Below are 16130 nucleotides of genomic sequence, written 5' to 3' on the forward strand. Positions count from 1 at the left end.
GAATTAGGTCTCTTCGGCATTTTTACGCATAAAACGAATGTCGAGCTGTTTCAGCTTGCGATAGAGATGGGTACGTTCCAGCCCAACTTTATTGGCAACACGGCTCATATTGCCTTTTTCAATGGCAATGTGATACTCGAAATAACGCCGTTCAATTTGCTCACGCAACTCGCGCAGTGGCAAATTAAAGTCGAATAGGCTGTCTTCCAATGGCCGTTCTTGGCGGAATTGCGACAACACCTTATTGACCGATTCAACGGTGATTTCGTCTTGATCTGCCGTCAGGGCAAGGCTCTTGGTGATGCTTTTGAGCTGTTCTAAATTACCGGGCCAATCGTACTGCCGCAGGGCGTTCAAGGCCGCTGTGCTAAACCGGCGTGAGGGCACCTGCTTGGTCTCGATCATTTCATTTAAGATTTGTTCGGCCAACTCAACAATATCCTCGGCTTGTTCGCGCAAACTGGGCACAGGAATGATGATGCTCGATAACGAAGTTAATAAACGGTTGTCGCACTCGTTATCAATCAACAGCTCTTGCAGTGGCCGGCTACACGAACACACCAAACGCACGTTATAACGGTCGAGTTTGCCAAGCAGAAATAACAACCCTTGTTGAATCCGGCGCGGATAGTTGCCAATTTCTGCCAGATACAACACGCCGCCATTGGCTTTTTGTAACAATTCCAGTGGCGTATCTGCCAACTGTTCTAACTTATTCGGGACGATCCACGGCGTATTGGCTTGATGGAAAAAACGCGCTACCAGTTCAAACCCGACACCACGCTCACCAGTCAGCAAGACGGGCGACTTAACATTGACCACCCGTTCTAATTGACGTTTGAGTTCTAAAATGGCGGGTGATTTGCCGAGCCGGTCGAGGTTAAGGCTCTTTTTTCCTTGCATATCGCCATATTTCAGTGCCCGTTGGATGGTGCTCAACAGTTTTTGTAGGGCAATCGGTTTTTCTAAAAAATCGAAGGCGCCGATACGGGTGGCCTCAACCGCCGTATCAATACTGGCGTGGCCACTCATCATAATGACCGGCATATTGAGTTGGCCTAATTTTGCCCATTCTTTTAATAAAGTGACACCGTCACAATCGGGCATCCAAATATCGAGCAAAACTAAAGCAGGGCGTGTTTGATCCCGTAGTTGGCGGGCAAGTTCGGCATTTTCCGCCAAGGCGACGGTGTAGCCCTCATCTTGTAAAATTTCTGACAAGAGTTCTCGAATACCGATCTCGTCATCGACGATCAAGATGTCGCTACTTCGCATGGTGTCTCCAATAAGGGCAACGTGAGCACCACCTGTGCCCCTCCTTCGGAGCGATTCCCGACGGAGATATTGCCCTGATGTTCTTCAAGAATTTTTTTGACGACTGCCAAGCCTAGCCCTGTCCCTTTGGTTTTATTGGTGACATAAGGCTCGAAAGCACGAGGCAAAATGTCGGGATTAAAGCCGGGCCCGTTATCATTAAAAATAATGATGCAAGCATTTTGTGATTCGTTGGTGCTAATGTGAAGCATTGGCTGGGGAACGTCAAGCATTGCATCTTGCGCGTTGCTGAGTAAATTATGCAACACTTGCCGTAATAAAGTCGCATCACCCAAGATAAATAGCGGTTGTGGGTACAGCGCCAGTTGGACATCGATATACCCTTCATACAGCGCTAATACGTCACGCAGCAGGTCATTGACATCCAGTTGAATCAATTTAGCACTGGGGGCGCGGGCATAATCGCGGAAGGCATCGACCATCCGCTTTAATGCTGCCACTTGTTTGACAATGGTATCGGTACTGCGTTGGAGCATATCGGCATCACTGGCTTGTAACTTATCTGCCAGTTTCATCTGCAAGCGTTCTGCCGAGAGTTGAATGGGGGTAAGTGGGTTACGGATTTCATGCGCCAAGCGTTTAGCAACTTCACCCCATGCTGCATCGCGTTGTGCACGCACCAATTCGGTAATGTCATCAAATACCAATACCACACCATGACCACGACTATCGGGTAGGCGGGTGCCGCGTGCTAATAACAAGCGTTCGCCTTGATTGGCACTGTAATGTAACTCACATTGCCAATCATGGTTGCTGTGCAGGGCATCAGCTTGTTGCAGCAGCATTTCCACCACAGGGGCAAGATGCGGTTGATAGGCCGGCCAATCGGCCAGTGGGTAGTCTGCCAAGGGCGTGAAATCGACATCTAAAATGCGCTCGGCACTGACATTGTGTGCGCGCAATAGGCTTTCTCCATCGAACGCCAACACCCCCGCTGACAGATTACCCAAGATACTTTCTAAGTATGCTTTATTTGCTTCAATTTCCGCCCGTGACGCATCGGTATCTGCCCGCGCTTCGGCCAACTGTCTGGTCATCCGATTAAACATGGCAGTCAACACCCCAAGTTCATCGCGTCGATGTACGCGGTGCTTACGGCTGAAATCGCCTTTTGCCACGGCACGGGTACCGGCGGCAAGGTCTGACAATGGAGCAGAAATACGCCGTGATAGCAACATGCCCAGCGCAATTGCCGCGAACAAAGCCAACAACAAGGTGACAGTGAGGGTTTGTCGATATAGTTGTTTTAAACCTTCACGAGATAACGCGAGCTGGCGATATTCGGCACGCGTGTTTTCAACCAGTTGGGCGTCTTCAGCAATTTGTGGTGGGGCAGGGTGTAGCAGTTGTAACAATTTACGGTCGCCACCATTCCAACCTAAAGGCTGAATTGGCAACACCACACGCAGGGCCAAAGCATGGCCGCCGACAGATTCAATCGCGCGGTAGCCACCGCCGTGTTGGACGCTAATTAACATCTCGGGCGTTGGCCGCATGGGGCTGAGGCTGGCGGCTTCATTACCAGCAAAGGCCAATAAACGGCCTTTGGCATCAAAGACTGCAATTTCTTGCACCCCAAGTTGTTCACGCAAACGCGATAACAACAATACCGAGTTGGTGCCGCTGCTTGGCTGTTCTGCCAAGGTGCGGGCGGTGTATTCGCCTTTATTGGCTAAATCGGCCAGCAGATAATCGAGGGCATTGCGGCCAAGATTTAAGCCACGGTCTAACGCGGCTTCAACGCGAACATTGAACCAACTTTCAATACTGCGGTTAAGAAATAACACCGATACCGTAAACAATAAAATACCGGGTAAGACACTGACCAAGGCAAACATGGTGACCATCCGCCGTGTCAGTTTGGCACCAAAGACCCGTTCTTTAATTTCAAGCCGCAGTTGCCAAAGTTGCCGGCCAATAATCGTACCTAGCCCAACCAGTAATAAACCATTGAGCGCAAACAGCTCCCAATACCAATCGGCAAAACGCGATGTGCTACCACTGGCCATTGCCAATAGATACAACAGCAACGTGCCAAGCGAGGCGAGTGCTAATAGCCAATAACGCATTATTTCTCGCTCCCACGTTCAGCATTATCGAGCAAGGCGAGATTCACCCACTCTGAATCCAATACCCATTCTTGCGAGTTCATAATATTGAGTTGGAACGGGCGTGGCAGTTGCGACCGATCTAATACCAAGCGAACACGGCCACTGAAATCTTGGATTTTCGCCTTGCCTACTGCCTCGCGTGGTAAAACGCGCCAACCCCGAATCCCCCCGATACTGGCTAACGCATCGTTGAGCGTGAGGTGATTTTGATATAACCCGCCACTGCTGATGCGATATTGTTGTGTCAAAGAGAGATAACTCAGCTTGTAATAAATTTGCGCGGTCGGTTCGAACCAATCGGCAAGACGCCGCCACAGCGCATAGCTGCGTGGACGGGTTAATTCAAAATCTAAGCGAAAAGTCAGTGGCACGCCTTGTTCTAACGCATCTAACAAGGTTGGATTAAGATGCACCGTAAAGCGGGTGTTGACCGCCAATGCTCCTTCGACCAACTCGGCAGAGGCCACGCGTGCTTGTGCACCACGAGGCTCGGCTTGTGCCCATGGACTGATCAAACAAGCGCACAATAAACCGAGGCGCATCAAGGAGAACACGGCTTGCATGGAGAGAAGGCTTTATCCGTTTTTCTGTAATAGTGCGTAGAAAAAGCCATCATGGTGACTGGTCGGCAAAACAGCATGTTGCCAGACTAAGTTTGCATCACGATGGCGCTGTAAAAACTGTTCAATTTGTTGTTCGTTTTCACTGCGGAAAATCGAACAAGTGGCGTATAACATCTTGCCGCCGTTGGCCAAGGTTGGCCACAGCGCATCAATCAACTTCGCCTGTTGTTGGGCAAATTGACGAATATCGGTTTTACGACGGTTCCATTTCACATCAGGATGGCGGCGCACCACACCAGACGCTGAACACGGCACATCGGCCAAAATGCGGTCGAACGCCTTACCATCCCACCATTTTTTGGTCTCAGCCGCATCTGCTACCTGACACTTGGCGTGTAGCTGCAAGCGTTGTAGGTTTTGTTCGACACGGCGCAAACGCTGTGCGTCATGGTCGAGGGCCAGTAGATCGAGCTGATATTGTTCCAGTAAATGGCAGGTTTTTCCCCCGGGGGCGGCACAGGCATCCAATACCCGCATCCCTTCCTGACAATCGAGGTAGTCGGCGGCCAGTTGTGCGCCGATGTCTTGTACCGAACAACTGCCAGCAAAAAAGCCGGGTAATTTATCGACGTTCACTGGTTTGGTGAGACGAATGGCCAGCGGTGCCTCACCTTGACGTACCGGCAACGGTACCAAACTGGCAGCCAATTCTGCTTGTTCTAGCTGTTGTAAATAGTCGGTTGCTGTCTGTTGGCGCAGATTCACCCGCAGGCTCATCGGCGGATGTTCGTTGCTGGCTTTTAAAATGGCTTTCCAGTCTTTGGGATATTGGCTGCGTAATTCGGCAATCCACCAGTCTGGGTGATTCCAAAAGGCGACGGTGTCGCGGGCTAATTCGGCTTCCAAAGTCTCACGTTGCCGTAGAAACTGCCGCAACACGGCATTCACCAACGATTTGAATTTACCGTTTTCATGTTGGGTGGCAGCGCGCACTGCGTGATCGACAATGGCATGTTGGGCGGCGCGGGTGTGAACCAGTTGATAAATCGCCACGCTGAGCAGGGTATCGACAAAACGATCTGCCAATGGCGTTTTCAACAGTCGGGCTAATGTTGCCTGCAACCAACCATAATGCCGCAACGTACCATAGCAAAGGTCTAATAGGGCGGCGCGTTCTGCTCCAGAAAGTTCAGGATGTTGTGCCTGAGTGCTGTGCAGTTGGTCACTAAGATTGCGCCCATTGAGAACATTGAGCAAGGTATGGCTAGCAAGAGATTGCAGGATGAACATGTAAAACTACCGTCACAGAGGTGAAAAAACAGCCACAGCGGTCTAAGGCTGTGGCTGTAAAAAAGAGGCTAATTGTAGCGCAAGTCTCTGGCTTGATGGCGTTTTCGACAGTTAAACACGATGATCCATGTCAAAGGCCGGTATGGCTTCTTGGCAGCTGTGTCCCACAATGCGTGCTGGCACCCCTGCTGCTGTGCAATGAGCAGGGACATCTTCAAGCACAACACTGCCCGCGCCAATTTTGGCGCCAGCGCCGACACGGATATTGCCAAGAATTTTTGCGCCAGCCCCAATTAACACCCCAGAACCGATTTTTGGGTGTCGATCTCCACCTTGTTTTCCCGATCCGCCGAGGGTGACACCATGCAAAATCGACACATCATCGCCAATCACTGCCGTTTCTCCCACCACAAAACCGGTGCCGTGGTCGAGCATCACACCCCGCCCAATTTTGGCGGCAGGGTGAATATCCACCCCACTCATTTCTGAAATGCGGTTTTGTAGAAACAAGGCCAGCGTTTTGCGGCCTTGTTGCCAGAGGCAATGGGTAATGCGATAGCACTGAATGGCGTGAAAGCCTTTGAAAAACAAAAACGGTGTCGAGTAATTGCCACAGGCAGGGTCGCGCTCGTAGTGGGCGCGAATATCGGCACGCGCAATATCCACCAGTTCGGGATAACTTTGATAGGTTTCCTGAAACAGCTCGAGCAAGGCGCGGCCATCCATGACATGACAGATCAGTTTGCTGGATAAATGAAACGCTAACACATCTTGAAAGCTGCTATGCCTCAACACGGTCATGTGCAAAAAACTCGCCAACAGCGGTTCTTCTGCCGCTGCTGTGCTGACTTCTTGCCGAATCGATTGCCAAATCAGATCTGTCTCAACCGCCATTATGCTTCACCTAAACGCGCTTGATGGCGGGCGATTTGCGCTTGTACCTGTGCTGGCGCGGTGCCGCCGAGGTGATCGCGTTGTGCCAAAGAGCCCTCTGGGGTTAAGACGTGATACACATCTTGTTCAATCTGGCTGGAGAATTGCTGCAAGACTTCAAGGGGTAAATCCGCTAAATCACACCCCGCTTGTTCGGCATGACGCACTGCCCGTGCAACCACTTCGTGACTGTCGCGGAATGGCAGTCCTTTTTTGACCAAATAATCAGCCAAATCGGTGGCAGTGGCGAAGCCTTGCAACACCGCGCTGCGCATTGCATCGGCCTTGACCGTGATGCCACGCATCATGTCAGCGTAGATACGCAAGGTGTCAATCAGCGTGTCGATGGTATCGAACAGCGGTTCTTTGTCTTCTTGGTTGTCTTTGTTATATGCCAGCGGTTGTGATTTCATTAACATTAACAAAGCGATTAAATGCCCTGTAACACGACCGCTTTTACCACGGACTAATTCCGGCACGTCGGGGTTTTTCTTCTGCGGCATGATCGAACTGCCGGTGCAGAAACGGTCGGCAATATCAATAAAGCCAACGCGGGGGCTCATCCACAAAATCAGTTCTTCTGACAAGCGCGATAAATGCACCATCACCAAGCTGGCCGCTGCGGTGAATTCGATGGCAAAGTCACGATCACTCACCGCATCCAAAGAGTTTTGGCAGACATCATCAAACCCTAATAATTGGGCGGTGTATTGGCGGTCAATCGGGAAAGTCGTGCCAGCCAGCGCCGCCGCGCCTAAGGGCAAACGATTGACCCGTTTGCGGCAATCCAACATCCGTTCTTCATCCCGCGCCAGCATTTCAACATAGGCCAATAGGTGATGGCCGAAGGTAACGGGTTGTGCCACTTGGAGGTGGGTGAAACCGGGCATGACGGTGGCTGCGTGGGGGGCCGCCAGTTCTAACAGTGCACGTTGCAAGTCGCGCAATAATTGGCTGATAGTGTCGATAGCGCCGCGCAAATAGAGGCGAATATCGGTGGCCACTTGGTCGTTGCGACTGCGGCCGGTGTGTAAACGCTTGCCAGCATCGCCAATTTTGTCAGTCAGGCGTTTTTCGATGTTCATGTGAACATCTTCTAAATCGACACGCCATTCGAACTGTCCGCTGCGAATTTCGTTTAACAGTTCTGCCATGCCTTGTTGAATTGCCGCTAAATCCTCATCCGACAGCACTTTAGCGCGATTGAGCATTTGAGCATGGGCTAAAGAGCCTTGAATATCACATTCTGCCATCCGTTGGTCGAAAGACACCGAGGCCGTATAGGTTTTGACTAATTCGCTGACTGGTTCGTTAAAGCGACCAGACCAAGTGTTGTTTTCGTGCATAAGAATTCCGCAGCAATAATAGAGGCGCGTTGTGCAACGCAAAGAAGACTATTTTTCTCTCAAATGACAGGATTGGCAAGAAGCGGCTTTTTGCTGCTATTGATTTGGCGGATGCGCTGTGCTTATCCGCCCTACCATACTTCGCTGTCTGGTAGTAGGCATCTGCGTTTTTAGGCTGTATTGATTTGGCGGATGCGCTGCGCTTATCCGCCCTACCATACGCTTTAGCTGAGGGCGGCGGTTAATCATCCCAACTGGGCAGGGGCCGTGTGAGCCACGGTGCAAATTCTGCGATAGGCAAGGGACGGGAAAGCCAATAGCCTTGCAAAATTTGGCAGCCATGTTCACGCAAGAAGGCGGCTTGTTTGACGTTTTCGACGCCCTCTGCCACCACTTCTAATCCTAGCGTTCTCGCCATTGCCAATACCGTTTCAGCAATGGCGCGGGCGTGGGGGTCGGTTTCGAGGTCAATCACAAAAGAACGGTCGATTTTGAGCTGGTTAATTGGCAAGCGTTTGATATAGCTGAGGCTAGAATAACCCGTCCCGAAATCATCAATCGACAGTTTTACGCCCAATCCCGCCAATTGTTGCAAGGTGCGAATTGCCTGCTCAATGTCACCCATTAACATACTTTCGGTGAGTTCGAGCTCTAGCCGCTCGGGATTTAACTGATAATGTTGAATTAGCTCTGACACGCGATCGACTAAATTGGCATCGCTGAATTGCACTGCCGACAAATTGACAGCAGCGGACAAGGTGATGCCTTCTTGCTGCCATTGCGCCAGTTGGCGGCAGGTTTCTTCCAACACCCAATCACCAATTTGATGGATAAGGCCGGTTTCTTCGGCAACTGGAATAAAGCGCATCGGTGGCACTAAACCGAGGTGAGGATGTTGCCAGCGTAATAACACTTCGACTCCAATCACCCGTTGTTCGGCGACGCCCAGCTGCGGTTGATAGACCAAGAAAAACTGTTTTTTGCTAATCGCTTCGCGTAGGCCATTTTCCAAGGCGAGACGCTCGGTCATCCGTTGCCGTAGTTGATGGGAGAACACACGACAAGCATTGCGCCCTTCCAGTTTGGCTTGATACATCGCCACATCGGCATAACGAATCAACTCATCTGGTTCTTCGGCATGTTCTGGATAGGCACAAATGCCAATACTGGGGGTGAGATTGAGGGTGTAATCGGCAATCCGATAAGGTTGTGACAGTTCGTGTGCCAAAATCACCGCATATTGCTCTGCCTGTTGTGCATCATATTCCGGCAGACATAATAAAAATTCATCACCCCCTTGCCGTGCCGCAAAGCCATTTTCACCTAAAAAATGGCTAATTCGCTCGGCGACGGCTTTGAGCAGCAGATCACCTATGGCGTGACCGAGGGTGTCATTGACTTGCTTAAAACGGTCGAGATCGACAAACAACAGGCTGAGGTGCCGTTGGCGGGCTGCGGCTTGCTGCACGATACTGGCCAAACTGTCCAAAAAAGCAGGACGATTGGCCAAGCCGGTGAGTTCATCGTGTTCGGCCAAATAACGCATTCGCCGTTCCTGTGCTCGCCGTTCACTGATGTCCCGCAGTACACACCATGTCCCACGGACAGAATCCCCCTGAACATAGGGGAAAAAGCGCACGGCGACTTCACAGCGTCCGCCTTGTCGATTATCCAAGACCAGTTCAATTTCTTGGTTGGCTTGTCCTACTTGGCTTAACAGTGAATTTAAACGCTGGCGCAACATACTATCCATCTCATTAGCCAGCCAGCTTTGGCAGAGGCTGCCCGTGAGTTGGTTTTTGTCGAGTTGAAACAGTTGGCACAGGCTGGGGTTCACGTCGATGATGTGATTGTCGCGGTCGAGCAAAATCAGACCATCACGACTGGCAGCGAATAAGGTTTGATAACGGGCTGAGGTGGCGAGAATTTCCGCCTGTTGTCGTTCTAGTTCGGCTTGATTGGCCAACAGATGATCGGCCATTTCATCCAATGAGGCACCGAGTTGGGCAATCTCATCTTTACCAAGTAGATGAGCGCGAGCATTGGCTTCCCCTTTACGCAGCCGATCTACGACTGACATCAAATAGGCCAACCGTTTGCTGATATAACGGCGGAACAATAAAAAAATGATGCCAGACAAAACAACCAACACCAGCCACGAGGCCAAGCCCTGTTGCATGGCCATTTGCCATGCTTTGCGTTTATCTGCCGCAAGGTCGTAGCGTAAAAATAAGGTGCCGATATGCGCTGAACGTAGAGCATTGTCGCTTTGTCCGAGTCGAATGCCCGCATAGGCATACACCACATTCAAATCGGAAGAAAAACTGACATCACTGATTTCATGTTTCTTGGCATGTTCCAACCGAGGTAAATTGACTTCAAAGCCTAATTCATTCACCCCCTTGCCGTTCCATTCTTGTCGATTACCGACTTGCACCACGTTGTGGCGGTCTAAGACCAATAAATTGAGGATATGCGGTTCACTACTCATCGACAGAATGACCCGCCTCACATAAGGCAAATCACCCTCTAATAAGCGCTCACCAAGTGCTGCATGAATGCGATCTAACTCATTGAGTACCGCCGCGCGTCCCTTTTGTTCAATATCACGATGCGCCAGCAGCAGACTACTTCCCAATGACAGCAATAACAGCAGCGTAATCATTAAAAACCCCAACAACGGCGCAAGCGTGTGTAACGGATAACGCGGGGCAGGTAGAGAAAAACGCGATGGTGAAGGCATCGTTATTCCATCCCTATTGAGGTAAAGAGGGGCTGTTGTGGTGGAATGGTGGTGGCGGGGCGCAGGCCCAGCCGATGTAGCGTTTGGGCGATATTGTCAATGGTACGGCGCAGTTGCGGGCTGTCTGGCCCTGCTAACAGACGCTGATTTTCTTCACGATCATAAAAACGTAGCAAGGTCAGGGCGTGTTGCAGTTCGTTGTTATATAGATTTTGTCGTGTCATTACCAACTGCATTGCCGTGTCTTGTTGTGTGACCAGTGTTTCCGTGTGTTCAAACCAAACCTTGACCAACTCGCGTAATTGCCGGCGTTGGCTTTTGTTTAATTGTTGTGGCCGGACAATTAATACATCGAGGATTTCATTTGGCAGCGAGCGGCTATCGAACAACACCTTGGCACCTTGACGTTGTAAGCGCGACAAAATCGGCTCGAATGTCACCAAGCCATCAATCTCACGATTGAGAAAACTGGCTTCCTGTTGCTCCAGTGAAACCGAGCGAATCTGTACTTCTTTTTTATCCATGCCCGATAGTTCCAGTGCACGACCAAGCATATAAGCACCGAGGGTCAGGCTATCGGCACCGACCACTTTGCCGCGTAAATCGGTTACGCGTTTAAGTTCAGGTTGTCCTAACAACGCATCTGCGCCATGAGAGTGACTCAATACCAGCGCAATCGCCGCTTGATTGTCGTCTAAGAGCAGCGGCACCGCTTCATCGAGTGTCAGCGCGGCTACGTCTAAATTACGGTTGCGGAATGCGCGCAGTGTTTCAGCGGTGGTGGGATATTCATGTAACGATACCCCTTGCGGCAGTGTTTGTTGTTGTCGTGCCAAAAACAGCGGTTCATAGCCTAGCCAAGTATTGGCACCAATCCGCAAGGTGGTTTCATTTTGGCAAGCAGAGAGACCAATAAGAACGAAAAAAGCCAATAGTGTGCGCAATATATGTTGCAAATAGCGTGGCGTGTTCAATTGGGTCGGCCCTCTTTGTTTTCACCAAAGTTGTAGTTTAATGGAATATTGCCGTTGTGACATTGACCGATGTAAAAGCGTTTTTGTTACCATTGGTTTTATGTCCTCTTTTCCTTCTCTTTCTGCCCTGCCGATTCCGTTATGGGCGGCTCGTCCTCCGCGTGCGGCTTATCTGTTGCCGGTAATAGATGCCTGCGCTTTATTGTTTGCTTTTCTCTGTGGCCTGTTGGTGTTGTTGATGCGGCCTGTGATTGATTGGCACAATTTTCCTGAATGGTGGCAAGACGGGGGAGTGCATCAGTTTTATACCTTCTTGGCCTTTATCGGGATTGCTATTCATACCCTGTGGTGGCGCGGGCATTACAACCGCCGCAAACCGTTTTGGGCGGAAACCGGTGAGGTGGTTCGGATTGTGATTGCCTTGGCCTTGCTCAATGGCGTGACGGTGTTGCTAGCGAAATGGCCGTTCTCACGTACGGTTTGGTTAGTGGGCTGGTGTATGGCCTGTGTTGCGATTCCGCTGGGTCGCTTATTGTTAAAAAGTCTGCTGATGCGCTTACGGCGTTGGCAACGCCCCACTTTAGTGATTGGCAGTGGCCAATTGGCCGCGGATGCGTGTGCTGCGCTACAAAGTGAGCCCTTGTTGGGTTTTGATATTCGCGGTTTTGTCTGCTTGGATGATTTGAGTTGTGATATTCCACCAGAAACCGATTTGCCAGTATTTTCTGCGAGCGCGCAAGAGGTATTGCAATGGGCGCGTGCACATCCGCATGCCCATTTGGTGATTGCGTTGGAATCCCCTGCTTTAGAGCAACATGCGGCATTGGTGGCAGAGCTTGGGTTTATCATGCCCGGTTTACATCTGGTCCCTTCCACCGCTGGCCTACCTTTGGTGGGCATGGAAACGCAACATTTTTTTAGCCACGATGTGTTGCTATTGCGGGCACGGAATAATCTGCTCAACCCACAAGCGATTGCTGTCAAACGCGGCTTTGATATGGTGGTGGCGGCATTGCTATTGTTGTCGTTGTCGCCGTTTTTTATCGTGGTGGCGTGGTTGACGCGGCGTGATGGGGGGCCGGCTTTTTTTGGTCAGCCACGGGTCGGTCGCAATGGGGAATTGTTTACCTGTTACAAATTTCGCAGTATGCGGGTGGATGCTGACCGTTTATTACAAGAGCTGCTGGTGCGTGACCCTGTTGCACGAGAAGAATTCGATACCTTCCGCAAGCTTAAACATGACCCCCGTATTACCGGTATTGGCCATTTCTTGCGGCGCACCAGTTTGGATGAGCTGCCTCAGTTGTGGAATGTTTTGCGCGGGGAAATGAGCTTGGTGGGCCCGCGTCCGATTATGACCGAAGAAATGCCGCGTTTTGGTGAAAACTTGGCTTATTACCTTGAAACCCGCCCCGGGATGACTGGCTTGTGGCAGGTCAGTGGGCGGAATCGCTTGCCATTCCAACGCCGCGTGGAACTCGACGCTTGGTATGTCCGCAATTGGAGTTTGTGGCACGACTTAGCGATTTTGTTAAAAACCATCAAAGTCGTGCTACGGCGTGAAGGGGCGTATTAAGCGGGGGTGGCGCCTAATATTGTCCCGATCCACTGTGTACGGCCAGCAAAAAATTCACGGCCACTGAGTCGTTTACCGCCAGCCAGTTGTAATTCCTCTAAGCACACTTGGCCTTGTCCACATTGCACCACTGCCCCTTCTGGGGTGAGCTGGCAAACAGTGCCGGCTGGGGTGTGTGTGGTCGCTGGGCTGTTGTGATTGACGATGCTGGCACGCCACACTTTCAGCCCTTGACCTTGCCATTGGCTAAAAGCGCCCGGTACGGGGTGATAGGCCAAAATGCGCCGCACCACACAGGCTGCTTGTTGCTGCCAATCAATTTCAGCTTCGGCTTTTTCTAATTTTTGCGCGTAGGTGACGCCTTCTCTGGGCTGGGCGATGGTAGGTAATTGGTCAAGTGTTGCCAACGCTGCCACAATCGCTTCTGCCCCTAATTGGGCCAATTTGTCATGCAAGCTGGCAGCGGTGTCATCGGCCGCAATCGGCAAGCGATGTAAAGAACGGATCGCGCCGGTGTCTAATCCAGCATCCATTTGCATAATGGTGATACCCGTTTCGGCATCGCCAGCCAACAGCGCACGTTGAATAGGTGCGGCACCGCGCCAGCGTGGTAGCAAAGAGGCATGGATATTGAGACAACCTCGTGCTGGAATGTCCAATACTGCCTGCGGTAATAACAAACCATAGGCCGCAACGACCATCAACTCTGCATCCACCTGTTGCAGCATGGCTTGTGCGTCGGCGTGTTTTAAACTGAGTGGTTGCTCCACCCGTAGCCCATGTTCCAGTGCTAACACTTTGACTGGGCTCGGCTTGAGTTTCATCCCCCGTCCAGCTGGACGGTCGGGTTGGGTGAGTACCAACGCAATATCATGCCCAGCCTGAATCAGGGCTGCGAGGGCTTGCGCGGCAAATTCTGGGGTTCCTGCAAAAATCAGTCTCATCACATATTCTGCCGTTCACGTTTTTTCAGTTTATTTTTGATGCGGTTTTGCTTCAGGCTCGATAGATGTTCCACAAATACTTTGCCATTTAAATGGTCAATTTCATGTTGGATACACACGGCCAGCAAGCCGTCTGCGTCGAGTTGATAGGACTGCCCATCACGGCCCAAGGCTTGTACGGTGACTTTCGGTGCTCGTTCGACTTTGTCAAAAATACCCGGCACCGACAAACACCCTTCCTCGCCCACCACTGGCTCACCATTGCTGGCAACGATTTCTGGATTGATCAGCACTAAAGGGGCATCGTGTTTTTCTGACACATCAATCACCACGATACGTTGATGCACATTGACCTGTGTTGCTGCGAGGCCGATACCCTGCGCTTCGTACATGGTTTCCAGCATATCGTCGAGTAAACGGCGAATCTCATCGGTGACTTCTTTGACCGGTGCTGCGACGGTGTGTAGGCGTGGATCGGGGTAGTGCAAAATCGGAAGTAAAGCCATGGTTATTCACTTTCTGTAAAACGGTCTTTATGTTTTTGACATGGTTGGCTGGCTTGCGCATAATTTCTATTTGGCATGATGCGTGATGTGAGCCATCGTCTATTGGCGTGCATTATAGCTCTAGCCTCAAGTGGCAAGCCCAATTCTGCTATCGTTTTTAGGAGCCTCTATGTCGGAACTGAGCCTTCAACATCATGCTTGGTTGCATCTCATACAAGTCCCCAACTTTGGGTATGGCGCATGGAGTAAAGCCTGTACCGCTTTTTCTGATGTTGTGGCGTTGTATCAGGCTGAGTCGGCCCGTGTGAGTGCGTGTTTAGGGGCGAAATTGGCACAGGCTATCACCGAAACCGATAGCAGCGATTTACGACAACGCTCTGCCGCGTGGTTGCAACAAGGCCAAGGGCGGCAGTTGTTGTGTTGTGATGAGGAAAACTATCCCGCCTTATTGCATGAGATACCTTCGCCGCCGCTGTTATTGTATGCCCAAGGGCGGCTAGAGCTGCTACAGCGTCCCTTATGTGCGGTGGTGGGTAGTCGCCAAGCCACCAGTCAGGGGCGGCGTGATGCGGAACAATTGGCGTATGAGCTGGGTCAAGCGGGGTTTACCATCATCAGTGGTTTAGCGGCAGGGGTCGATGCCAGTGCCCATCGTGGTGCACTGCGTAGTAAGGGCAGTACCATTGCTGTGATTGGCACCGGCATTGATCGCGTCTATCCCGCTCAACACCGTGCTTTAGCACATCAAATTGCAGAGCAGGGGTTGTTACTCAGTGAATTTCCCCTCGGCACGCCACCGTTACCGGCCCATTTTCCACGTCGGAATCGCATTATTGCCGGTTTGTGCCATGGTTGTATGGTGGTGGAAGCCAATGTTGAAAGTGGCTCTTTAATCACTGCACGTTTGGCAGCGGAATATGGTCGTGAAGTGATGGCCGTGCCGGGGTCAATTCATAATCCACAGGCCAAAGGTTGTCATCAATTATTGCGTGAAGGGGCGGCGTTGGTGGAGTCGGTAGAGGATATCTTAACCACCCTCGGCTGGGCGCGGCCCTCGGTTGTTTTGCCAAGACATGCGGATGCAACACAAGGTGAGCATGCTGGTGCCAGTCATCCGCTGTTAGATTTGTTGGTGGCGGGGCCAATGGACTTGGATCAGTTGATTGAATTGTCTGGCTTGACACCCGATGAGGTCTGCGCCACGCTGTTATCGCTTGAACTAGAAGGCCGTGTTGCCACTTTACCGGGAGGCCGTTATCAACGCTTAAGCGAATGTTAGCGTTGCAACCGGATGTTAATTGTATCAATCATAAAGGTGGAGACCGCTATTATGTATGAAGTTCTTGCTTATCTTGTTGATTCTTATCGTGATCTTGATGCTTGCCCGCAGCCGGCTGCTTTGAGCAGACGCTTAATGGCGGCGGGGTTTGATGATGATGAAGTCAGTGATGCCTTGCTTTGGTTGCAGGGTCTCGAAACCGCACGTGCCGCCCATGTGCTTGCTGAAGACACATGGCACGAAAGCGCGGGTAGCTTCCGTTGTCTTAGCCCACAAGAAGCCGAACATTTACCTTTAGATTGCCAAGGCTTTCTTTTATTTCTACAACAACAGGGTGTTTGCACTGGATCGGTCCGTGAGTTGGTGTTAGATCGTTTGATGGCCTTACCTGCTGGTGCAATTGATCTACAAGTCTTGAAATTAACGGTGGTGACGGTACTTTGGAGCTTGGCCACTGAGCTCGATATACTGATTGCCGATGTCCTAACCGATGCTGACAGTGCATTGCTGGCATTGCAGTAGCCCACACA

At 51.1% G+C, this 16130-nt stretch carries 13 protein-coding genes; 3 read left to right on the forward strand and 10 right to left on the reverse strand.

All coding sequences use genetic code 11. The features are described from left to right. Positions 1-3: 3 nt before the first annotated feature. The 8 genes from ACYVJG_RS00100 to ACYVJG_RS00135 all read right to left on the reverse strand — a co-directional run bounded on the left by ACYVJG_RS00100 (position 4) and on the right by ACYVJG_RS00135 (position 11295). Positions 4-1275: a sigma-54-dependent transcriptional regulator gene (locus ACYVJG_RS00100; protein WP_460429255.1), complete on the reverse strand. Its 1272-nt coding sequence runs from the start codon at positions 1273-1275 to the stop codon at positions 4-6. Continuing rightward, positions 1254-3404, reverse strand: coding sequence for a sensor histidine kinase (locus ACYVJG_RS00105; protein ID WP_460429256.1), 2151 nt, complete (start codon positions 3402-3404; stop codon positions 1254-1256). Before ACYVJG_RS00105 ends, ACYVJG_RS00100 begins: the two co-directional genes overlap by 22 nt. Next, the gene (locus ACYVJG_RS00110) at positions 3404-4009 is read right to left on the reverse strand and encodes a DUF4390 domain-containing protein (RefSeq protein WP_460429257.1); all 606 of its coding nucleotides are present in this window, start codon (positions 4007-4009) and stop codon (positions 3404-3406) included. Before ACYVJG_RS00110 ends, ACYVJG_RS00105 begins: the two co-directional genes overlap by 1 nt. A gap of 12 nt (positions 4010-4021) precedes the next feature. Further along, positions 4022-5299: a 16S rRNA (cytosine(967)-C(5))-methyltransferase RsmB gene (gene rsmB, locus ACYVJG_RS00115; RefSeq protein ID WP_460429258.1), complete on the reverse strand. Its 1278-nt coding sequence runs from the start codon at positions 5297-5299 to the stop codon at positions 4022-4024. A 111-nt stretch (positions 5300-5410) separates the two neighbouring features. Continuing rightward, positions 5411-6193: a serine O-acetyltransferase gene (cysE, locus tag ACYVJG_RS00120; RefSeq protein ID WP_460429259.1), complete on the reverse strand. Its 783-nt coding sequence runs from the start codon at positions 6191-6193 to the stop codon at positions 5411-5413. Further along, positions 6193-7578 (reverse strand): argininosuccinate lyase, encoded by a 1386-nt coding sequence (gene argH, locus ACYVJG_RS00125; protein WP_460429260.1) that lies wholly within the window; start codon positions 7576-7578, stop codon positions 6193-6195. Before argH ends, cysE begins: the two co-directional genes overlap by 1 nt. 241 nt (positions 7579-7819) lie before the next feature. Then, positions 7820-10321: an EAL domain-containing protein gene (locus ACYVJG_RS00130; protein ID WP_460429261.1), complete on the reverse strand. Its 2502-nt coding sequence runs from the start codon at positions 10319-10321 to the stop codon at positions 7820-7822. 2 nt (positions 10322-10323) lie between these two features. Continuing rightward, entirely contained in the window at positions 10324-11295 is a 972-nt protein-coding gene (locus tag ACYVJG_RS00135) for an ABC transporter substrate-binding protein (protein WP_460429262.1), read from the reverse strand. 100 nt (positions 11296-11395) lie between these two features. On the opposite strand from ACYVJG_RS00135, the gene wbaP reads away from it, so the two are divergent. Further along, complete coding sequence (wbaP, locus tag ACYVJG_RS00140) at positions 11396-12871, forward strand: undecaprenyl-phosphate galactose phosphotransferase WbaP (protein WP_460429263.1); 1476 nt, start codon at positions 11396-11398, stop codon at positions 12869-12871. Here wbaP and fmt read toward each other — a convergent pair. Together fmt and def are read right to left on the reverse strand one after the other, a co-directional pair. Further along, positions 12868-13815, reverse strand: a complete 948-nt coding sequence (gene fmt, locus ACYVJG_RS00145) for a methionyl-tRNA formyltransferase (RefSeq protein WP_460429264.1) — start codon at positions 13813-13815, stop codon at positions 12868-12870. The genes wbaP and fmt overlap by 4 nt on opposite strands. Beyond that, positions 13815-14321 (reverse strand): peptide deformylase, encoded by a 507-nt coding sequence (gene def, locus ACYVJG_RS00150; RefSeq protein WP_460429265.1) that lies wholly within the window; start codon positions 14319-14321, stop codon positions 13815-13817. The genes fmt and def overlap by 1 nt, the downstream gene beginning before the upstream one ends. Positions 14322-14490: 169 nt before the next feature. Between def and dprA the strand changes: the two genes are divergently transcribed. After that, complete coding sequence (gene dprA / locus ACYVJG_RS00155) at positions 14491-15600, forward strand: DNA-processing protein DprA (RefSeq protein WP_460429266.1); 1110 nt, start codon at positions 14491-14493, stop codon at positions 15598-15600. 51 nt (positions 15601-15651) lie between these two features. Further along, on the forward strand, positions 15652-16122 hold the full coding sequence (locus ACYVJG_RS00160; protein WP_022653838.1) for a Smg family protein: 471 nt from the start codon (positions 15652-15654) through the stop codon (positions 16120-16122). Positions 16123-16130: the final 8 nt, after the last annotated feature.

This window comes from Aquaspirillum soli, from assembly GCF_054781915.1.